The following is a 20634-nucleotide window of genomic DNA, read 5'->3' as shown; positions in this document are numbered from 1 at the left end:
GATTAGCTAGTCTAATCGCATCTCGTTGCTGTTGTGGATTGCGCCAAGTGAGAGTGCCGATGGCTATGCACCGTCAATCATCCTTTCGCCGGATTTTAGTATCTAAAATTTTGCTGCTGTCTGTTCCAATTTTATTGATTGGGGAGATAGTGGCTTATCAAAAGGCACGCTACGGTTTGTTAGAAACTGCTCGTCAAAACTTAACAGAAAGCGCCATCCTCAAGGGCGAAAAGATTGTTGACGCGATCGCAGCCTTAAAAGTTAATTTGCTCAGTATTAGTCAAACACAGGTAATCCAGTCAGGAACACCTGCACAAATGCAAACTTTTCTTACTAAGTTAGCGCGACAGCAGCCCCAACAAATTGAGTGCATACAACTAACAAATCCACAGAGCAATGCAGTTGTAGCCACGACTTGTGGTGATGAACCAATCAGTGAAGCAGAATCTTCTTTATTTACTGATGGATTTGCCGTAGAGCCGATTGTGTCACAAATCCCAGGCATAAATGAAAAAACAGATGGACAAAATAAACTGAAATTATTAGTATCAGCACCTGTTTACGATAGTGATGGTCAATGGCGTTACACTCTAATTTTTAAATCAGTATTATTTAACGAACAAATTCACAATCAACCTGGTTTATTAACAGGCTCAACAGTAGTTATTGATGAAGATGGCAGAATCTTAGCACATCCAAATGCAAATCATATTGGGACGAATATTAGACAACACTTGGATGATGCACGACTAAAAGATATAGTCAAAAATGCGATCGCAGGGAAACAAAACTTTTTACATTTGTTTTTTAAAAAAGACGGCAAAGAGTTACTTGCTGGCTATACCGCTATTGATAGCCCAGTTCTCAAAGGAGGACAACAAAAATGGGTGATTTTAGCTATGGCTAACCTTAATGATGCTTTGTATGGGTTAAGGCAAATCAAATTTATTCTTTTCACTTTGACAATTGGCTTAATTAGTGCGAGTTTATTGGCTTCGTTGTATTTAGCTCGTTGCCTTGCGCTTCCTGTCGAAGAACTACGAGATTATGCTTTAAATCTCCACAGTCACCACACTGTTGCACCAGTACCGCACAACTTCCAAATTAAAGAATTTAATCAACTAGGACAAGCATTGGAGCAAATGGTAGAGCGACTCAAAGCTTGGGCAGAAGAAGTCGAAATTTCTTGGCAAGAAGCCAAAAGCGCTAACCAAACTAAAAGTCAATTTTTAGCGACAACTTCTCATGAGTTGAGAAATCCATTAAATATTATTATTAATTGTGTTCGCCTAGTCCGTGATGATATGTGTGATAGCCGTGAAGAAGAAATGGAGTTTCTCAAGCGTGCTGATGAAACTGCAATTCACTTGCTGGGCATAATTAACGATCTACTCGACATTTCTAAAATAGAAGCAGGTAAACTTTCAGTTAGCTTAGAACCGATTGACCTCCAACAAATACTAAAAGATGTCATTAATTTGCAATCAGTAAATATTCAACAAAAGGGCTTGCAGTTAAATATTTCTCGGCAGATGAGCGAACCTATTTTGGTAAATGCCGATCCCGCCAAGCTCAAGCAGGTACTGATTAATATTATCGGCAACGCCACTAAGTTTACTGAAGATGGAAGCATCAGCATTACAACAGAGATTCAAGAAATAGATAGTAAATGTCAAGTAATTGTCGCTGTTAAAGATACAGGTATAGGTATAGATCCCTCCCAACAGCAAAAACTATTTCGTCCCTTTGTGATGGTTGATGACGTTACGACACGCAGGTTTGGTGGTACCGGATTGGGATTGGCAATTTCGCGGAACTTAATAGAACTGATGGGAGGCAGCATTACTCTTGAGAGTGCAGGTTTGAATCAAGGTACTGTTGTAAAAATAATCTTACCATTGATAGATGTATCATTGTCAGTTTCTTGCACTAACAAAGAGCAAGTAGGGACAGTGGAAACTCCTTTGGAGTTAGATAGTGTTGGAAATAATGGACATTTACCTACACACGAGAATGAAACAGTAGAAACATTTGATGCTTTTACTCAGAACTCGCAAATAAGTAGCAATTTTTGTCCAGAAAAACAGGTTTGCCATCCTGGTTGAGAGATTGTGTTAAAGCGGCGAGAATTTGCACAAGTTCTGTAGCTACCCAACCAGACGAAACTACGCAAGGAGTTTGATTACAGACGCAATCTATAAAGCGATCGCAAACTCGTTTTAATGGTTCGCTGGTTTCGATTTGCAGTACTTTTTGACTTTGATTTACAGGAATAAATTGGTTTTCTTGCACCTCAATCTCACCGTTGAATAAAGTTAAAGGTGATGCGCTTGCCATTTCATCAAAAATCAAACTACCACGACTACCCACTACTGCTAAACGTCGCTGTTTATCAGGATTGAGCCAGCATAAGTGAATAGAGGCTTGAAACCCATTTGAGTAAGTGAGAGTTGCCCAGATTAAGTCAGAAAGAGGGGGAGTGGGGGATTGGGCATTGGGCATTGGGCATTGGGAATTGGATTTTTCTATGCCCTTTGCGCTATGCCCCTTGCCCTGTGCTCTTCTCCCCTTGTCCTCTTGTTGTAGCCACACCCTACCCGTTGCTTGCACGCTCACAGGCATTTGTCCTAGCCAAGAGTTGAAAATGGCAATATCGTGAATGGCTAAGTCCCAAAGTGCATCTACATCTTGACGAACAGGCCCTAAATGGGTACGACAGGCGTAGCCATAGCGTAAATCACCTAATTCTCCTCCCCGAACTACAGCTTGCCCTCGTTCAACTGCTGGATGAAATAAGTAGGTATGATCGACCATAAGCTGACGTTGCTGTTTTTCTGCTAATTGGCAGAGTTGCCAGCATTCTCTGGGATCGAGAGTTAAAGGCTTTTCGGCTAAAACGTGGTATCCCCAATTCAAGGCATCAGTAATCAGAGAATAATGGGTACTAGCAGGAGTAGCAATTACTACTGCTTCTAAACCTGTTACTTGCTTTATTACTTGCCATTCAGTTGTTAGTAATACAGTATCATCCAACTTATACTGTCTTTTAACTGTCACCAGGCGTTCTGGATTTGGATCTACTACTGCCACTACTTTGACTTGCGGATGTTCTAAAAAATTCCGCAGCAAATGTACGCCCCATCGTCCAATACCGACGACGGCGATTTTAATTTGATTAGTCATTAGTTATTTGTTATTGGTTGTTTATCATTGGTCATTTGTTAATGACTAATGAATAGGTACTCATAACTGAATTATCAGCTTCTTTATTATCTTTAGAGTTCAGTGTTTATCCTGAGTATCAATAGTTGAAAATGCAACTTTTGCTGCTGCTTGTTCGGCAGCTTTGATAGAGCGTCCCTTGCCTTCACCAAGTTTTTGTCCGTGCAGCCACACTTGAGCAATAAAACGGTCTTGATTTGTCTGTGGTTGACTAATTTCTACAACCCGATACTCAGGTAAAACTTTAAAGTTGGCTTGAGTCCATTCTTGCAAAGCAGCTTTGTAGTTAAGTCTGGCGGGATCAAGGCGGATTTCTGCTGCTAGTTCTTTAAAGTGAGGATCTAACCAAGGACGGATCAGATCCAAATTGTTAGTGCTAAGGTAAAGCGCTCCCAGAACTGCTTCAAAGGCATCTGCCAGTCGCGATTGTTGACCAACCTTATCAGCAGTAGCACTACCAGCTACAAGTAAGTATAATTCTAATCCGTAGGAGCGAGCCAATTGGGCAAGAATGCGATCGCTCACCAACACCGAACGAATTGCCGCATAATCTCCTACTGGGCAATCTGGGTAATTTTCCCATAACACGATTGCCGCCACCAAGCGCACCACCGCATCTCCAACAAACTCAAGATGTTCATAATTTGCTGACTCAGAGACAGTAGGATGAGTCAGCGCCAAGTCCAAAAGTTGCCATTTAATCGGTGCTTGTGCTGGCAAACTAAATTTTTTGACTAAGCTTTCAAGTTGTCGTTGACGGCGGGGATAGGCTAAGGTCATCAGTTCTTAGTCAAGAGTGATTAGTTATTGGTCATTCACAAAGGACAAAATTAAGGAAAATCAGCAGTAAGCCAGGTAACGTACAGATTAACGATATTACACGCAGTTGTGCTTACTCTTTTTTTAAAACGTACAAATTTTGTACAAATTAATAGTAATTTTGAGCTATTAAATTATGCTACAGGTAATATATGTATTACATTTTTTGTACAAATGGGCTATTAATTTAGTTTACTCAAAATTATCATAGAGCGTGTTTTCAAACCCTCTGCAACTATAACTTCTTGAAGTACCTGGCGACCGAGAACAGCCTAAAACCCAGCTTTTCATAGGTAAAACGTGCCGGAGCATGACCGGGATCGCCTCCAGTTTCGACCATAGCAACCGACATCCCAGCAACTTTCATCCAATTAAGAGCGAATTCCATCAGAGCGGAGCCAATTCCTCGACGTTGATAGTCTGGATCAACGGCAATCATGTAGATTTCTCCCAAGCTGTTCTCGGAGTGGAGTTTCACAGCAACAAAGCCTACAGTTGAACCAGAGTCGATCGCAACCCACACCTTTGTGTTCACTGACGCACATACTTCCTCGACAGCCTTTTTCTGGCTGACACGCCAATCGGGATAGAATTCCCGGTACACCTCAAGATCCATCACTTTCTGAATCGAATCAAAGACCGGAGTCCATGCCCGAAGCGAAAGATGAATCACAGCATCAAGTTGACTGGGATCGTATGGTTCAATTTGCATTTTTTGCTCAGGAAAACTTTACTTGATGACCAAAAACAATGGAGCATAAACCTAGAAAGATTAATACTCCTTGATCAAGGGAGAGAGTCAGTAGTAAGCCGGGTTCTGTTCTCTTTCATCAAGAGGGTGGTTATCTATCTGGGACGCTTGTTACCAAACGCCTCTAGCGGCTCTATTTATGCGGAACTGGTAAAAGACCAACCATAGTTCCTTTGGCCTTGCACCCAACCGGGGTTTACCGAGCCAGCGCCTCTCGACGCTGCTGGTGCGCTCTTACCGCACCTTTGCACCCTTACCAAGGATTAGGGATCGAGGATTGGGTATTAGGTACAGGGAAAATTCTTTCCTAGTCCCCAGTTCCTAGTCCCCAGTCCCTAATCTTGGCGGTATCTTTCTGTGGCACTATCCTCGCGATCGCTCGCACTGGGCGTTACCCAGCAAGTTTGGTCTTTCGGGAGCCCGGACTTTCCTCAAATCAGCCATAATTGAACTGATCTGCAACCACCTGCGCCAACTCTCTCCTAATATACAGTTTAGTCTTGGATGGTATTGCCAATCCAAGTCGCAATTACCGCCTTTTATTCCAAGGAAGGGCATACCACCAAGGTAGTTTTTTGATTGTGAAGGGACAGTTGACAATGCACATAGGAGGTTTATCTTCACCTGGGGATATACCTACGCGCAGTTCAGATATTCTTAACACTAGTTGTAAAGAAAATTCTAAGGTTTTTTTACCGTCCATAAATTGTTTGAACAAAACCTTTTGTGCTTTGACGGGACTTTTTCCTAGCGCACTAACATTAATCAAAGGGGTGTTAACTTTGTAAGTTCCTGTGGCAACATCACGTTGGAAGACATCTTCTGCTGCTACTGCCACTGAAAATGTTTTGGCTGGGGCAATTAGACTAGGACTTTGGGGAACAGCTAAATCACGAGTTAGGTCTGGGGATTTGCGAATGACTCGTCGTGATTGCTTACTATAATCAACTACTAAAGAGCAATTATCCCAGTCAACGTATATAGCTAAATCTTGGGATTTATTCTCAATGCTTACAGACAATTCCTTCAACTCATCCATGTCATATGAAGGGCTGAGTTTAAAAGAAATCCCAATATCGTCTTGGAGATTTTTTTCTTTTAGTTGTTCATCGACGGCTGCTTTATCAAAGGCAAATTTAATTTTATCGTCGATGGAATCAATCATTCTATTAAAAGTGTAAGTGACGCCAATAATATACAGCGTCAAAAATATCAAATTACTACCATCATCCCTTGCCATCATTTATATAAGCTCCCTATAGTTATTTTATTTAATTTTTAATCATCAATACTTGAAGTATTTCCCAGCCATCCTCTTTGCCAGAAAAAGAATAGTAAAATACCAGCAATTACTGCCATCAGCCCTAAACAAAGTGGATAACCCCAATACCAATTTAATTCCGGCATATTATATGGTGATTTTTCTGTATTAAAATTCATTCCATAAATACCAGCGATAAAAGTTAGAGGAATAAAAATAGAAGAAATTACTGTTAATAATTTCATAATTTCATTCATTCTGTTACTGACTGCCGAAAGATATACATCCATCAAACCAGATGCAAGTTCCCGATAGGTTTCGACCATATCCATTACTTGTACTGCATGGTCGTAACAATCTCGCAAATAAATTCGTACCTCATCACTAATTAATTTATTACCATCCTGAATCAAAGAATGAATTGCATTTCGCTGAGGCCAAATAGCGCGACGTAATTGCAATAATTCTCGCCGAACTTTATATATTTTGAGGAGAGTTCTATGGGTTGGTCGAACTATTACTTCTTCTTCTAAATCTTCGATATGTTCGCCATAATCTTCGAGAACTGGAAAATAACCATCAATAATTGCATCTAAAAGAGTGTAGGCTAAATAATCGCTGCCTTGTTTGCGGATGATACCCTTATTTTTGAAAATGCGCGATCGCACTGGTTCAAAGCAATCTCGCTCTGGCTCTTCTTGAACTGTAAGCAAATAATGTTTTCCCAACACTAAACTTACTTGCTCACTATAAAAGCCATTGCTTTTGTTCTTAGGCATTACCATCCGCGCAATAATGACTAATTGGTCTTCATAATCCTCTACTTTGGGACGTTCTGGTACATTGACTACGTCTTCTAACACCAAAGGATGTAAATCAAAAACTGTTCTCAGTCTTTGCAAGATATCTTCACTACCCAAACCGGATACATCTACCCAAGATACTGATTCCGTATCCAAATAAGCAGCGCACTCTTCTGGAGTTGCTACTTGCTTATAGATGGCATTAGTTTGGTCGTAGTCAATTAACTCAATTACCGATGGCGATGCATCTGCATCGATGATAATAGTTCCTGGTAGAGTACCAGGTTCATGATAAAAATCTTCCGTATCTGAATCTGGTTTAGTGACTTTTGCAGAAAAGCGGCGAATTTTGTTGAACATACATTTTTTAGGGAACAGGGGACAGGGAACAGGAAGACAATGGTGTAATTAATTCTGTTTGAGTACTTACCTAAGTTTGTAAGTGAGGGATGTCAACTAAGTTCGATATTCACAAATAACTCTGTTCTACCGTAAATAGCGAAATATTATAAAAAAACAGTTTGTCTTAAAATCAGACAAACTGCTACACACAAATATTTTTATCCAAAAGCTAGGGCTACATCATACCCATGCCGCCCATGCCACCCATGCCGCCCATGCCGCCCATGCCGCCCATGTCGGGAGCGCCACCTGCGGGTTTTTTCTCAGGCTTTTCAGCGACGATCGCTTCTGTGGTTAATACCATAGACGCAATAGAAGCAGCGTTTTGTAAGGCTGAACGCACGACTTTAGCAGGATCGATAATACCCGCAGCAATTAAGTCTTGGAATTCCCCAGTCGCAGCGTTGTAACCGACGTTAAATTCTGTAGAACGCACTTTCTCAACAATCACAGAACCTTCAGCACCAGCGTTATCTGCAATTTGGCGCAACGGAGCATCTAGCGATCGCTTGATAATTTCCGCGCCAATTTGTTCTTCGTCGTTGAGGCTGTTTTTAATTTCGTCGATTTTTGTAGACAGATGAATTAACATCGTACCACCACCAGGCACGATTCCTTCTTCTACAGCAGCTTTAGTGGCATTGAGGGCATCCTCAATCCGGAGTTTGCGGTCTTTAAGTTCAGTTTCTGTGGCTGCACCTACTTTAATTACGGCTACACCACCAGCTAGCTTGGCAATTCGTTCTTGCAGTTTTTCTTTATCGTATTCTGAATCAGTTTCTTGCAGTTGCTTGCGAATTTGGGCAATGCGCTTCTGTACATCTGCTGTCTGTGCAGCTTCAGAGACAATGACAGTGTTTTCTTTGTCAATCGAAATTTTTCGGGCAGTTCCTAGCATCTCTAAAGAAACTGTATCTAGACTTAAACCAATTTCTTCAGAAATTAACTGTCCGCCTGTGAGGATGGCAATGTCTTCTAACATCGCTTTGCGGCGTTCGCCAAATCCAGGTGCTTTAATTGCACAAACTGTCAAGACACCCCGTGCTTTATTTACCACCAAAGTTGCTAACGCTTCGCCTTCTACATCTTCAGCGATAATCAGCAGGGCTTGACCCAAACGGGCTACTTTTTCCAATACTGGTACTAAGTCCTGGATGCTGCTGATTTTCTTGTCAGTGATTAAAATGCGAGCGTTTTCAAATTCCACCGTCATCCGTTCGTTGTCGGTGATGAAGTAGGGCGAAATGTAACCCCGATCAATTTGCATCCCCTCAACCACTTCTAATTCGGTTGTCAGAGACTTAGACTCTTCTACAGTGATGACACCATCTTTGGTGACTTTTTCCATCGCTTCGGCAATCATAGCCCCGATTTCTTCATCGTTGCCAGCAGAAACCGTCGCCACTTGAGCGATCGCACTACCTTCAACAGGCTTGGCTACCGCCGCAATTTCCTGTACTAACTTTTCAACGGTTTTTTCAATCCCGTGCCGTGTCGCGACTGGATTTGCTCCAGCAGCTACGTTCTTCAAGCCTTCCCGAATTATTGCCTGTGCTAGCACTGTTGCCGTGGTTGTACCATCGCCAGCTACTTCTTTGGTTTTGGAAGCAACTTCTTGGACGAGTTTGGCACCAGTATTTTCTAAGGGATCTTCTAGGTCAATTTCTTTGGCAACGGTGATACCATCATTAACAATTTGCGGTGTACCAAATTTTTTCTCTAAAAGGACGTTACGACCTTTTGGCCCTAAGGTAATTTTCACAGCATCAGCAAGGGCGTTAATGCCTCTTTCTAATGCCCGCCGCGAATCTTCATCAAATGCAATAATCTTGGCCATATTTATTTATCAACTTGCGAGCTCTTCCATTAGACAATTTAGCACTCACAGACAAAGAGTGCTAATCAAACAGAATGTTTCAGTTCCGAGATGGTGAGAACAAAATGGTTAGTATACACTTGATGCTGATGTTGGATACAGTCAGTGATGATGGAAGCAACAAATGAATATATACAGCTTCCTTGAGGCTCTTGGTATTGCTGACCCTAGCGGTTCCGGCTGGTTGGCAGTGGTATTTACATTTTTATTAGCTTGGGTTGTAACATGGCGTTTGATTCCGGCAGTACGTAAATTTGCTTTGCGGGTTGGTTGGGCTGATCAACCAAATGCACGACGACTAAACCGAGAACCTTTGCCGAATGCGGGTGGTTTGGCTATTTATACGGGAGTAATAGCGGCATTGGTTCTAGCTAGCCTCTTAAGACCAATTGAACTCCAAAATGTATTGGCTCAGGTGCTGACAATTCTCTTAGGTGGTTCCATTTTAGTGCTTGTAGGCTTTATCGACGATCAGTTCGGCTTGCCTGCCACTGTCCGCCTATTGGTGCAAATCCTGACGGCACTGCTATTGGTCGCGAATGGCATCAGTATTCAAGTTACTTTTGGCACTCCCATAGACTTTTTACTCTCGATTTTATTGACGGTGCTTTGGGTAGTGGGAATCACTAATGCCATCAACTTAATGGACGGTATGGATGGCTTGGCAGGAGGGGTTAGCTTTATTACTGCCATGAGTTTATTAGCAGTGTCAGCACAATTTCCTAATTGGGCTGCTGCGACATTAGTTTTAGCAGCTTTGGGAGGAGCGGCACTAGGTTTTTTGAGACACAACTTTCACCCATCCCGGATCATTATGGGTGATGCTGGAGCATACTTTTTCGGCTATGTCCTAGCGGCAACAACTATCATTGGCGATTTGCAAGTAACTACGGTTTTCTCCTTAGTACCTCCAGTTTTATTTTTGCTCTTACCAGTGCTGGACACTACGCAAGTGTTTGTACGGCGTCTCCTGGCAGGGAAAAATCCGATGAGTACCCCTGGTAAAGACCACCTGCACCACCGCTTGCTAGCTTGGGGTTTGTCTCAACGCTACGCCGCGCTCACCCTTTGGTCAATTACTTTGGTGTGTAACTGGATGGCGATGAGAATCCGAGGCATGAGTTTATTAGTGATGCTTGCTACCACCGTAGGTATCATCATTCTTTTAGGCTTCACTGTTTGGCAAAGGATACGAGCAAAGTGACATGGGGAATGAAGGGGACATGGGGAAGAAAGAAGACACGAAGATGCGGGGACACGGTGACACGGGGAATTGTGAATCAGGTTCTCTCTCCTTGTCTTTTTATCCTCATTTCTCTTTGCGTCTTCCTTTCCCCACGTTGCTTACTTATGCCATAACCATCCCGCCATCAACATTAAAAACTTGTCCCGTAATGTAGGCTGCTGCGGGATCGGCAGCAAGAAAGCGTACCATACCAGCAACATCTTCTGGTTGACCGTAACGACCAAGGGGAATGTATTTAAGAATATCTTCAGCATTGAGATTGCTGGTCATATCGGTGGCGATAAAACCGGGAGCAACGGCGTTAACAGTAACACTCCGAGAAGCTAATTCTTTGGCTACAGTTTTGGTAAAGCCAATAACACCTGCTTTGGCGGCACTGTAGTTAGCTTGTCCAGGGTTGCCCATTTGCCCGGCAACGGAACTGATATTGATGATTCGCCCCGATCGCTGCTTGAGCATGATTTTACTAACAGCGCGAGTGCATAAGAAGACACCAGTAAGATTGAGGTCGATGACTGCCTGCCAGTCTTCTGGCTTCATCCTCAAAAGCAGAGTGTCGCGAGTAATACCTGCGTTGTTGACTAAAATATCAACGCGATTGAACTTTTCCATCACACCATTCACTAAAGCGTCTACTTGGTCGGCTTTGGAAACATCAGCTTGCAGAGCGATCGCACTACCACCAGACTTTGTAATTTCTAATACTAATTCCTCTGCTGCTTGACTAGAACTAGCATAGTTGACAACTACATTAGCTCCATAATTAGCCAATTCTTGTGCGATTGCTCGCCCAATTCCCCTCGAAGCACCTGTCACAATTGCAACTTTACCTTGTAGGTTTTGTAAATTTTCTGGCAACATTCCCATAAAATTACTTCTCAGCATTATTAAGTTACAGCGCTAATCATCATAAAACCTTGCGGGATATGTGGAAAACCAGTGTATTGAGAGTTTTTGGTTGTAACCTTCCAATAAACCCAGGGAACAGGGTAGAAGGAAAAGAGGTTTTTCTTCCATTCATAGCGAAAGCGAAAACGCGGCTTTGTGGAGCTGCTTTTAAAAAATAATCACAACAAAGTTTCGATTCTCTTCGCTTTCTTTAAGACAAAACTTCTAAAAATAAATATTAATAAACATTAAATCCAAGAGAGCAAAAAACTTAGAATTTAGAACATTCTGACCACTGCTTGTTGAGTTCTGAGTTCTTCTTTGGTGAAGAATTGTGAATTATGAGATCCAGTTAATACCTGTTTCAATTGATTTTGCTTATCCAAGTACTGAAATTTCAGGGAAACTTTTAACAACAGTGAAAACAAAATGATTTTAAACCTATGATTCTCTACTCAGAACTACCATTAAAATCAAACTATAGCAAAATAGTGTGTGTTACATGTCTACTAAAAAGCAATTCAACAGCTTCGAGGAGATGCTGTCTGGTTCTGACGTACCCGTACTGGTAGATTTTTACGCTGAATGGTGCGGGCCTTGTCGGATGATGGCTACAATCTTAGAGCAAGTCAATGCTCAACTCCAAGGACGGATAAGGGTTGTAAAAATTGACACTGAAAAATATCCCCAACTAGCCAATGATTATCAAGTTTATGCTCTACCAACTTTGGTACTTTTCAAGCAGGGGAAGCCAGTGGAAAGAATTGAGGGGGTACTACAATCTTCAGATTTAATGCAACGTCTAGAATCTTTGATTTAACCAAACGGATTTAATTGTTTAGGGAACACAACAGGCAAGGAAACGGAGAATTGAGCAGAGGGAAAAATCGAGAATCACTTTTCCCTTTGCTCCTTAATCCTTTTTCCCTATCATCTTTACCCTATCACCCATTTATTTTGTTTGCCCTTTTTAAAATTCAGCTGCTACGCAACATCAATAAGCACCAATCCGTCATCAGATCCAAAAGCGAGTCTGCTGAATTTCCGGATCTGGTTCAACTGGATTTGGTGTTAATTTTGAGTGTCTAGTTTTTGAAATACACAGTAGCAGCAATGAAGTGGTTATGATGATGCGTCGATTTTTAAGTGTTCTGTCCTTAATAGCTTTAATACAATACTTTCCAGGCAAAGCTGATGCCCAAGTGCAAACAGATTCCAAACAGCCATCAGAGCATCAAATTCAACAGTTAATTGCTGTCAACTGGATGACTAATTATTCAGATAACAATTTTCATCCAGAAAAAATTCTCAACAGAGCAGAATTAGCCTCAACGATGGTGAGAGTATTTCGACTGGATAAACGACAAGCAGCCAGCAAAGAAAATATTGTAGTTACAGATGTGCCTTCTTCCCACCCGGCATTTAATGATATTCAACTAGTCTTGAAAACGGATATTATGAAAGGCTATCGAGGGAATTTATTTTTTCCCAATCAAAGGGTGACAAGGGCAGAAGCTTTAGCAATTTTTGCTCAAGCTTACGGTGTATTTCAATTTTCTGACGAAACTGTTCAGGAAATACTTACTCCCTATCCCGATGCCGCATCTATTCCTACTTGGGCAAGAAAAGCGATCGCTACAGTCGCAACTGAAGGATTTCTTAATATAGATGCCCAAGGCAATATTTCTCCTTTAAAACCCATGACACGTGGTGACATGGCTTATGTCTTAAGTAAGTATTTACACAGACAACAGCCGCAATCAGAAACACCGGAAGCACCACCTGCACCTAATAGCCTTGTAGAAAAGTAGTGGTTAGTGAACCAATATGGTTTAGTTAAGGATTTCGAGTCAGATTTGGTGAAGTGTAGAGACGCGAAATTTCGTGTCTCTACATTGCTGTGTAAAAATCTCTTCCCTATTACCTATCCCCTGTCCCCTATTCCCTATCTGCAAGAATAGCGGTAGTTTAACATAATGAAATAATAACGATTATTTATTGTCACCTACTTCAAAATTGTTTTTCATCCAAAGGAGCATGGGAAAATCAGAATATAAAATCTAGAGAGGAAAACGCTATAGTATGCATTTGAGCGAAATCACCCATCCCAATCAGTTGCATGGATTGTCGATCCGGCAACTGCAACAAATTGCCCGCCAGATTCGGGATAAGCATCTACAAACAGTAGCAGCCACCGGAGGACACTTGGGGCCAGGATTGGGTGTTGTAGAGTTAACACTAGGGCTTTATCAGACACTGGATCTAGACCGCGATAAAGTGATTTGGGATGTAGGACATCAAGCATATCCCCACAAACTAATTACAGGACGTTACAGCCGTTTTCATACGCTGCGGCAAAAAGACGGCATTGCTGGTTATCTCAAGCGTTGCGAGAATAAATTTGACCATTTCGGTGCAGGACACGCTTCAACCAGTATTTCTGCTGCCTTGGGCATGGCTTTAGCGCGAGATCAAAAAGGAGAAAAATTTAAAGTTGTAGCTATTATCGGTGATGGGGCATTAACTGGTGGTATGGCATTGGAAGCCATCAATCATGCCGGACATTTGCCAAAAACTAACTTATTAGTTGTCCTCAACGACAACGAGATGTCTATATCTCCCAATGTTGGAGCCATTCCGCGCTACTTAAACAAAATGCGTTTGAGTGGCCCAGTACAGTTTCTTAAGGATAACTTTGAAGAACAATTTAAACAAATTCCTTTTGTGGGTGAGTCTCTTTCTCCAGAATTAGGACGCATCAAAGAAGGGATGAAGCGTTTAGCTGTTCCGAAAGTGGGAGCAGTTTTTGAAGAACTCGGCTTTACTTATATGGGGCCTGTAGATGGACATAATTTAGAAGAATTAATTGCCACCTTCCAACAGGCACACCAAATTCAAGGCCCAGTTTTAGTACACGTAGCAACGGTGAAGGGCAAAGGCTACGAAATCGCCGAAAAAGATCAAGTAGGCTACCATGCCCAATCTCCCTTTAACTTAACCACAGGCAAAGCTGTCCCCTCCAACAAACCCAAACCTCCTGCCTACTCGAAAGTTTTTGCTCATACCTTAGTCAAACTCGCTGAACAAAATCCAAAAATTATCGGGATCACGGCGGCAATGGCTACGGGAACAGGCTTAGACAAACTGCAAGCCAAGTTGCCCAATCAATATATTGATGTGGGTATTGCCGAACAACACGCCGTAACTCTTGCTGCCGGATTGTCAACAGAAGGTATGCGTCCTGTTGTTGCGATCTACTCTACCTTCTTGCAACGTGCCTACGACCAAATTATTCACGATGTTTGCATCCAAAACTTACCTGTATTTTTCTGTATGGATCGGGCGGGAATTGTTGGTGCAGATGGCCCCACCCATCAGGGTATGTATGATGTAGCTTACTTACGGTGCATTCCGAACATGGTGTTAATGGCACCCAAAGATGAAGCCGAGCTACAACGCATGATTGTCACAGGTATTGATCACACCAAAGGGCCGATCGCCATGCGCTTCCCCCGTGGTAATGGCTATGGTGTTCCCCTCATGGAAGAAGGTTGGGAACCCCTGGAAATTGGCAAAGGAGAAATTCTCCGTCATGGTGATGACGTGTTAATGGTCAGCTATGGCACAATGGTAAATCCAGCTCTGCAAGCGGCAGAAGTTCTCGGTGAACACGGTATTCAAGCCACTGTGATTAATGCCCGTTTTGCCAAACCACTGGATACTGAATTGATTTTCCCATTGGCTAAAAAAATTGGGCGTGTTGTCACTTTAGAAGAAGGCTGTGTCATGGGTGGTTTTGGTTCCGCAGTGGCAGAAGCACTGTTAGATGCAAATATTTTGGTGCCAATCAAGCGGATTGGCATACCAGACACTCTTGTGGAACACGCAGAACCTAATGAATCTAAAGCAGAATTAGGTTTAACTAGTCCACAAATAGCTCAGAGGGTATTAGAAGCTTTCTTTCAACAACAGTTATCTGTTGTAAGTTAGACTCACAATCCAGTTAAATTCAGTAGCGTGCGTTATGGACATTAGTCCTAACGCACCAAAAATCTAGAATGGTGCGTGAGATGAAACGCGAGAACTAGTAGAATTGCTAACGTTACTATCTAAAAAATTTAATTAAATTCTCTTCCATGAACTTCCTTACTAACCAAGTTTATCCAGTTATTTGGCATAACAACGCTGTTTCACTCATTGACCAAACCCGGATACCAAGTGAATATGCATTTGTAGAAATTAGCCGCAGTGAAGATATGGCGGTGGCGATTAAAACTATGATTGTCCGAGGTGCGCCTGCTATTGGTGTTGCGGCTGCCTATGGAATTTATCTTGGAGCGCTGGAAATTCACACAGACAACCGCGATGAGTTTTTAAACCACTTGGAGAAAGTAGCGCAGATGCTACGTTCTACTCGCCCCACAGCAGTAAATTTGTTTTGGGCAATTTCGCGAATGATGAAAGTCGCCTATGAAACAATAGGTACTGTAGATGAAATCAAAACAGCTCTTTTTCAAACTGCCCAAACTATTAACGCCGAAGATTTACAAACTTGTCAGGCGATCGGCGATCACGGTTTAAAGGTATTACCTTCTGATCCAGAACGACTGACTTTGCTTACCCATTGTAATGCTGGGGCGCTAGCAACTGCTGGTTATGGTACTGCTTTAGGTGTAGTGCGTTCCGCTTGGCGAGAAGGACGGTTGGCAAGGTTGTTTGCTGACGAAACTCGTCCCAGACTGCAAGGCGCAAAACTCACGGCTTGGGAATGTGTGCAAGAAGGCATCCCGGTTACGGTAATTACTGATAATATGGCTGCCCATTGTATGAAGCAGGGTTTGATTCATGCAGTAGTGGTAGGTGCTGATAGGATTGCTGCTAACGGAGATACAGCTAATAAAATCGGGACGTATAGTTTAGCACTGGTATCTAAGGCACATAATATTCCTTTCTTTGTGGCTGCACCCCTTTCGACAATCGATTTTTCTTTATCTGATGGCGGCCAAATCCCGATTGAGGAGCGCGATCCCGCAGAAATCTACCAAGTCGGCGATATTATCCTGACACCATCTGGGGCAGAATTCTACAATCCTGCTTTTGATGTTACTCCAGCAGAATTGATTACAGGAATAATTACGGAGAAAGGCACATTAGCTCCTGATGAGTTAAAACACTTGCAGGAAAAGCAAGCGGTTTAGCACGATATTTTGAAGAGTAAGAGTATTACAAGGACTTGGCAAAATTTCTTGAGGAAAACCAAGCCTTATTTTTTGTGCTTGTAGGTGGAAAGCAGGAGACACATGACAGAAGCCAAAAAGCGATCGCATTTAAACAATCGAACCTGGATTGGTATCGCTTTATCTTTCTACGCCTTTATCGCAATTGGGATCGGCGAGGGAGGTTTGGGTGTTCTGATCCCCTCAATCCAAGCAACATTTAATCTGACTTCTGCAACCATCACTTTACTTTTTATTAGTCAAGTTTCTGGCTATATATTTGCAGCATTGGCTAGCAGTCTCCTGTGTAGTCGCATGGGATTAGCGCGGATGTTATTATTGGCATCTTTTTGCCTCACTTGCGCCCTGATTACTTATGCTGTTTCTCCCTACTGGTTTTTAATGGTTGCAGCAGGAACATTTTTTGGTCTAGGAATTGGCTTAATTGATGCTGGTGTCAATACTTACATCGCGAACCATCAAGGCAATGCTGACTTAATGGGTTTACTGCACGCTTTTTATGGTGTAGGAGCATTATTAGGCCCTACTGTTGCCACAACACTACTCGCAATGAATGTAAATTGGCGAGGTGTTTATTTTGCGATCGCTGCTGTTGTCAGTTTGACTGTAGTTGGTATGCTGTGGGCAGTTGTGTATAATTACAGACCATTTACCAAGCAGACTAATGTTGCGGGTACAAATCCCGTCACAAATCTCAGTGTAGCTTTAAGAACACCTGTGGTGTTGATGGCAGGATTATTATTGCTAGTTTACGTGGGTACGGAAGCTTCTGTTGGTAACTGGGCTTACAGCGTTCAGACGATAAGTCGAGGTACACCGGAAATACTAGCAGGTTATAGTATCAGTGGCTATTGGTTGGGATTAACCTTAGGACGTTTAGCTACAGGACGTGTAGTCAAGTATTTCGGTGCAGTCCGTACTTTAGATTTAACTTTAATTTTGCTGGGGATAAGTTTAATTGCTTGGTGGTTGCTACCACAACAATTACTAAGTCTACCGATAATTGGCTTTGCTTTGGCTCCTGTTTTTCCAATGACAATTTGGTTAATGCCACAAAGAATACCTGCTGCAATTGTGCCGGCGGGAATTGGTTTTATGACAAGCGTTGCGAGTTTGGGGGCTGCGGGAATTCCGGCAGGAGTTGGTGCTGTTGCAGCCCGTGTTGGTTTGGAAATTATTCCGGTTTTGATGATTCCTTTGGTAGGAATGATGGTAATTTTGCACCGTTGGTTGGTACGGCAAACAGTTACGCAGAGAGTGTAAGGAACATGGGGAATGATAAGGACAAAGGAACAAGAAAAATTCTCCCCTACTCCCGTCTGCCCCTGACTTGAAATTGGGTGTAGGGGTGTAAGAGAAAAACATTTTCATACCTGGCGGTGAAACTTGTTTCATTGGGATTGTCTTCTATTTACCATCGGGAAGTATCGCTCCCAGAAGATAGGTTTCTTGCAAACTCTCAGCATTCACGTTTGCTCCTTGAAGATTGGCGCTCCTCAAGTCTGCTTCTCTCAAGTTCGCATCATGTAAATTTGCTCCGCTCAAATTCGCTTGATATAGTTTAGCCCTGGAAAGGTTTGCCCCTATTAAGTTGCTTCCACTCAAGTTCGCTTGCTGCAAATCAGCTTCAGTTAAACTGGCATGGCTGAGATTTGCCCCCTCTAAATTCACTTCTACTAAAGTGGCACTCAAAACAGCACTAGCTAAGTTTGCTCCCTGAAAACATGCTTGGCTTGCATTCGCTCCACTTAAATTGGCAGCACTGAGATTAGCTCCACTCAAAGTCATGCCCACAAGATTGGCTTCACCCAGTTTGGCTCCTCCCAAGTTAGCTCCAATCAAATCAGCCTCACTCAGGTTAACTTGCATGAGATTGGCACCGCTTAAGTTCGCTCCAATTAAATTTGTCTGACTTAAATCTGCTCCTCTTAAATTAGCACCACTGAGATTAGCACCAATTAATTTGCTACCCCTAAGATTAATTCCCTGTAAATCAACTTGATATAAGCTTGCTCCATTGAAGCTAAATCCATGAAAATTCCGTTCTCCGGCGGCATATAGCTGTAATAGTTCATCTATATTCATTTTTACCTGCCTATTCATGAATGCTGCCATCAGGCATGATTGCTCCTCGCAGATTGCTGCCCCGCAGATTAGCGCGGGTTAAATTAGCTGTACTGAGATTGGCTTCCTGTAAATCTGCGCCATAAAGATTGGCTCCCTGCAAATTAGCACCTTGGAGATTAGACTGCATCAAGTTCACACCAGCTAGAATAGCGCCTTGCAAAATAGCACCAGACAAGTTTACTTTCTGCAATACTGCACCACTCAAAACAGCTTCACTCAAGTTAGCTTCACTTAAGTTGGCTCTACTTAAATCTGCTCCACTGAGGTTAGCGACTATTAAAGTTGCACCCTTAAGGTTGGCTTGATCTAAATTAGCTGCCACCAAGAATGCACCACTTAAATTGGCTCCAGTGAGAATTGCCTTGGCGAGGTTAGCACGAATTAAATTCGCTCCACTTAATTTTTCCTGAGCTAGGTTAATTCCACTCAAATTTGTACTGCTGAAATCGCGATCGCCAGCAGCGTAACGTCCCAATAAATCATCCGCATCCATAACTTAATAATTCCAAGTCTTAACAACAGACACGGTTCTGACAACTTGAGTTTTACTTGTGTGACTTTCTTCACAAGTTCCTCATGTTGTTTTTCTACAACTTTAGGTGGGACAAGTGAAAAAGGAACTTTATCTCACTTCTATTTTCATCCAATTGGTTGAACCACAAGCAGGATTCTTAAAATCTGTTTACGAGTGATTTTAGAAAATATTGAGACTGGCAGCAATCTTTTAACTATGGTTCTCACTCCAGACAAACATTCAAAAAAACCACCACCCCTAGAGTCAGTCGCAGTTCCAAAATTAAAGGGTAGGAAAAAGCTGACAATTTGGATTGCTGGTGTAGTGGCGATCGCTTGTGTTGGCTTGATTACTACTTATGTTATTACTCAAAAGGAAACAGCCAAAGTTACACCAACTCCTACCCCAAGCCTAGCAGAACAAACAAAAGTCACTGCTCTAGGACGACTGGAGCCAAAAGGAGAGGTAATAAAATTATCGGTTGCCAATGCCCAGGATAGTCGTGTAGACAAATTGCTTGTTAATGAAGGTGACAAAGTTAAAGCCGGGCAAGTAATTGCCATTCTCCAAGGCATGGATAAAAAGCAGGCGGCATTAGCTGAGGCAAAACAATATCTGGCTGTGCAGCGAGCTAAACTTGCCCAACTCAAGGCAGGAGAGGCTAAAACAGCAGAAATAGCAGCACAAGAGGCAAACATTGCTCGCATAGAAGCTCAACTACGCACTCAAACAGCAGAGAAACAAGCGGCGATCGCTCGTGCCAAAGCAGAGTTGCGTAACGCCGAAATTGACTATAAACGCTACGAGTCTCTCCACAACGAGGGAGCAATTGAAACTTATAAACGTGATGAACGACGCAAGACTTGGGAAACCGCACAAGCAACCCTCTCGGAAGCTAATGCCCAACTAGCAAACACTGCCTCCACATTACAAAAGCAGATCCGACAGGAAAAAGCCATGCTTGAGAAACTACGGGAAGTACGTCCTGTGGATATACAAGTAGCTCAAGAGGAGGTAGACTACGCTGCTACCCAAATTACTAAAGCTCAAGCTGAGTTAAATGATAATTATGTGCGCGTTCCAGTTGCAGGTCAAATCCTCAAAATTAATACCCGTGTTGGAGAACAAGTTAACACTAGTCAAGGAATTGTAGAATTAGGACGTACGCAGCAAATGTACGCTGTTGCCGAAGTTTATGAAACCGATGTAGGTAAACTACGAGTCGGACAACGGGCAAGCATAGTAAGTGAACATGGCGGTTTTACAGGTGCACGGTAAGGTTGAGCATATTGGTTTGCAAATTAAAAAGCAAGATGTACTCGCATCTGATCCTGCTGCCGAAAAAGATGCTCGTGTAGTAGAAGTCAAAGTTCGCATTGATCCGCAAGACACTGTTAAAGTCGCGGGGCTGACTAACTTGCAAGTCCGCATCACTTTCGACCTCGATACTACCAATAGTCGTAATCTTTCTCAATCCCCACAGTAGAG

The 20634-nt window shown here is 42.5% G+C and carries 18 protein-coding genes and 1 other RNA gene; 9 read left to right on the top strand and 10 right to left on the bottom strand.

Translation table 11 applies throughout. From position 1 onward, the window contains the following. Positions 1-59: 59 nt before the first annotated feature. On the top strand, positions 60-2105 hold the full coding sequence (locus tag QUB80_RS32115) for a sensor histidine kinase (protein WP_289793581.1): 2046 nt from the start codon (positions 60-62) through the stop codon (positions 2103-2105). On the opposite strand, the gene QUB80_RS32110 is transcribed toward QUB80_RS32115, so the two are convergent. The 7 genes from QUB80_RS32110 to groL all read right to left on the bottom strand — a co-directional run bounded on the left by QUB80_RS32110 (position 2041) and on the right by groL (position 9095). Further along, on the bottom strand, positions 2041-3183 hold the full coding sequence (locus QUB80_RS32110; protein ID WP_289793512.1) for a Gfo/Idh/MocA family protein: 1143 nt from the start codon (positions 3181-3183) through the stop codon (positions 2041-2043). The two genes, QUB80_RS32115 and QUB80_RS32110, sit on opposite strands and share 65 nt — an antisense overlap. A gap of 99 nt (positions 3184-3282) precedes the next feature. Continuing rightward, entirely contained in the window at positions 3283-4002 is a 720-nt protein-coding gene (rnc, locus tag QUB80_RS32105) for a ribonuclease III (RefSeq protein WP_289793511.1), read from the bottom strand. 274 nt (positions 4003-4276) lie between these two features. Next, entirely contained in the window at positions 4277-4645 is a 369-nt protein-coding gene (locus QUB80_RS32100; RefSeq protein ID WP_289793510.1) for a GNAT family N-acetyltransferase, read from the bottom strand. Positions 4646-4831: 186 nt separating this feature from the next. Next, positions 4832-5272: RNase P RNA component class A (gene rnpB, locus QUB80_RS32095), an RNA gene on the bottom strand. Between the two features lie 49 nt (positions 5273-5321). Beyond that, on the bottom strand, positions 5322-6035 hold the full coding sequence (locus QUB80_RS32090) for a hypothetical protein (RefSeq protein WP_289793509.1): 714 nt from the start codon (positions 6033-6035) through the stop codon (positions 5322-5324). Positions 6036-6070: 35 nt separating this feature from the next. Continuing rightward, positions 6071-7216, bottom strand: a complete 1146-nt coding sequence (gene corA / locus QUB80_RS32085; protein WP_289793508.1) for a magnesium/cobalt transporter CorA — start codon at positions 7214-7216, stop codon at positions 6071-6073. A 217-nt stretch (positions 7217-7433) separates the two neighbouring features. Beyond that, positions 7434-9095: a chaperonin GroEL gene (gene groL, locus QUB80_RS32080; RefSeq protein WP_289793507.1), complete on the bottom strand. Its 1662-nt coding sequence runs from the start codon at positions 9093-9095 to the stop codon at positions 7434-7436. 163 nt (positions 9096-9258) lie between these two features. On the opposite strand from groL, the gene QUB80_RS32075 reads away from it, so the two are divergent. Further along, the gene (locus tag QUB80_RS32075; protein ID WP_289793506.1) at positions 9259-10338 is read left to right on the top strand and encodes an MraY family glycosyltransferase; all 1080 of its coding nucleotides are present in this window, start codon (positions 9259-9261) and stop codon (positions 10336-10338) included. A 144-nt stretch (positions 10339-10482) separates the two neighbouring features. On the opposite strand, the gene fabG is transcribed toward QUB80_RS32075, so the two are convergent. After that, positions 10483-11247, bottom strand: a complete 765-nt coding sequence (fabG, locus tag QUB80_RS32070; RefSeq protein WP_289793580.1) for a 3-oxoacyl-[acyl-carrier-protein] reductase — start codon at positions 11245-11247, stop codon at positions 10483-10485. A 523-nt stretch (positions 11248-11770) separates the two neighbouring features. On the opposite strand from fabG, the gene trxA reads away from it, so the two are divergent. The 5 genes from trxA (at position 11771) to QUB80_RS32045 (ending at position 17768) form a co-directional block, all read left to right on the top strand. Continuing rightward, complete coding sequence (gene trxA, locus QUB80_RS32065) at positions 11771-12088, top strand: thioredoxin (RefSeq protein WP_016873109.1); 318 nt, start codon at positions 11771-11773, stop codon at positions 12086-12088. 310 nt (positions 12089-12398) lie between these two features. Further along, complete coding sequence (locus QUB80_RS32060) at positions 12399-13079, top strand: S-layer homology domain-containing protein (protein WP_289793579.1); 681 nt, start codon at positions 12399-12401, stop codon at positions 13077-13079. Between the two features lie 271 nt (positions 13080-13350). After that, positions 13351-15258 (top strand): 1-deoxy-D-xylulose-5-phosphate synthase, encoded by a 1908-nt coding sequence (dxs, locus tag QUB80_RS32055; RefSeq protein WP_289793505.1) that lies wholly within the window; start codon positions 13351-13353, stop codon positions 15256-15258. 146 nt (positions 15259-15404) lie between these two features. Further along, complete coding sequence (gene mtnA / locus QUB80_RS32050) at positions 15405-16466, top strand: S-methyl-5-thioribose-1-phosphate isomerase (protein WP_289793504.1); 1062 nt, start codon at positions 15405-15407, stop codon at positions 16464-16466. A gap of 102 nt (positions 16467-16568) precedes the next feature. Beyond that, a complete protein-coding gene (locus QUB80_RS32045) occupies positions 16569-17768 on the top strand; it encodes an MFS transporter (RefSeq protein ID WP_289793503.1) in 1200 nt (399 codons plus the stop codon). 144 nt (positions 17769-17912) lie between these two features. On the opposite strand, the gene QUB80_RS32040 is transcribed toward QUB80_RS32045, so the two are convergent. Together QUB80_RS32040 and QUB80_RS32035 are read right to left on the bottom strand one after the other, a co-directional pair. Beyond that, positions 17913-18590, bottom strand: coding sequence for a pentapeptide repeat-containing protein (locus tag QUB80_RS32040; RefSeq protein ID WP_289793502.1), 678 nt, complete (start codon positions 18588-18590; stop codon positions 17913-17915). A gap of 10 nt (positions 18591-18600) precedes the next feature. Beyond that, positions 18601-19125: a pentapeptide repeat-containing protein gene (locus QUB80_RS32035; protein WP_289793501.1), complete on the bottom strand. Its 525-nt coding sequence runs from the start codon at positions 19123-19125 to the stop codon at positions 18601-18603. Positions 19126-19362: 237 nt separating this feature from the next. Here QUB80_RS32035 and QUB80_RS32030 point away from each other — a divergent pair, with 237 nt between their 5' ends. Then, entirely contained in the window at positions 19363-20424 is a 1062-nt protein-coding gene (locus QUB80_RS32030) for an HlyD family efflux transporter periplasmic adaptor subunit (RefSeq protein WP_289793500.1), read from the top strand. Beyond that, positions 20399-20632 (top strand): hypothetical protein, encoded by a 234-nt coding sequence (locus tag QUB80_RS32025; protein WP_289793499.1) that lies wholly within the window; start codon positions 20399-20401, stop codon positions 20630-20632. Before QUB80_RS32030 ends, QUB80_RS32025 begins: the two co-directional genes overlap by 26 nt. The last annotated feature ends 2 nt before the right edge of the window (positions 20633-20634 follow it).

This window comes from Chlorogloeopsis sp. ULAP01, assembly GCF_030381805.1.
GTDB lineage: Bacteria > Cyanobacteriota > Cyanobacteriia > Cyanobacteriales > Nostocaceae > Chlorogloeopsis.
The sequence above is the reverse complement of the archived record's forward strand: the minus strand, read 5'-3'. Positions and strand labels throughout refer to the sequence as shown.

Coding starts and splice junctions, on each gene's coding strand:
- QUB80_RS32115 (WP_289793581.1), top strand. CDS start 60: ATGGCTATGCACCGTCAATCATCCTTTCGCCGGATTTTAGTATCTAAA.
- QUB80_RS32110 (WP_289793512.1), bottom strand. CDS start 3,183: ATGACTAATCAAATTAAAATCGCCGTCGTCGGTATTGGACGATGGGGC.
- rnc (WP_289793511.1), bottom strand. CDS start 4,002: ATGACCTTAGCCTATCCCCGCCGTCAACGACAACTTGAAAGCTTAGTC.
- QUB80_RS32090 (WP_289793509.1), bottom strand. CDS start 6,035: ATGATGGCAAGGGATGATGGTAGTAATTTGATATTTTTGACGCTGTAT.
- corA (WP_289793508.1), bottom strand. CDS start 7,216: ATGTTCAACAAAATTCGCCGCTTTTCTGCAAAAGTCACTAAACCAGAT.
- groL (WP_289793507.1), bottom strand. CDS start 9,095: ATGGCCAAGATTATTGCATTTGATGAAGATTCGCGGCGGGCATTAGAA.
- QUB80_RS32075 (WP_289793506.1), top strand. CDS start 9,259: ATGAATATATACAGCTTCCTTGAGGCTCTTGGTATTGCTGACCCTAGC.
- fabG (WP_289793580.1), bottom strand. CDS start 11,247: ATGGGAATGTTGCCAGAAAATTTACAAAACCTACAAGGTAAAGTTGCA.
- trxA (WP_016873109.1), top strand. CDS start 11,771: ATGTCTACTAAAAAGCAATTCAACAGCTTCGAGGAGATGCTGTCTGGT.
- QUB80_RS32060 (WP_289793579.1), top strand. CDS start 12,399: ATGCGTCGATTTTTAAGTGTTCTGTCCTTAATAGCTTTAATACAATAC.
- dxs (WP_289793505.1), top strand. CDS start 13,351: ATGCATTTGAGCGAAATCACCCATCCCAATCAGTTGCATGGATTGTCG.
- mtnA (WP_289793504.1), top strand. CDS start 15,405: ATGAACTTCCTTACTAACCAAGTTTATCCAGTTATTTGGCATAACAAC.
- QUB80_RS32045 (WP_289793503.1), top strand. CDS start 16,569: ATGACAGAAGCCAAAAAGCGATCGCATTTAAACAATCGAACCTGGATT.
- QUB80_RS32040 (WP_289793502.1), bottom strand. CDS start 18,590: ATGAATATAGATGAACTATTACAGCTATATGCCGCCGGAGAACGGAAT.
- QUB80_RS32035 (WP_289793501.1), bottom strand. CDS start 19,125: ATGGATGCGGATGATTTATTGGGACGTTACGCTGCTGGCGATCGCGAT.
- QUB80_RS32030 (WP_289793500.1), top strand. CDS start 19,363: ATGGTTCTCACTCCAGACAAACATTCAAAAAAACCACCACCCCTAGAG.
- QUB80_RS32025 (WP_289793499.1), top strand. CDS start 20,399: ATGGCGGTTTTACAGGTGCACGGTAAGGTTGAGCATATTGGTTTGCAA.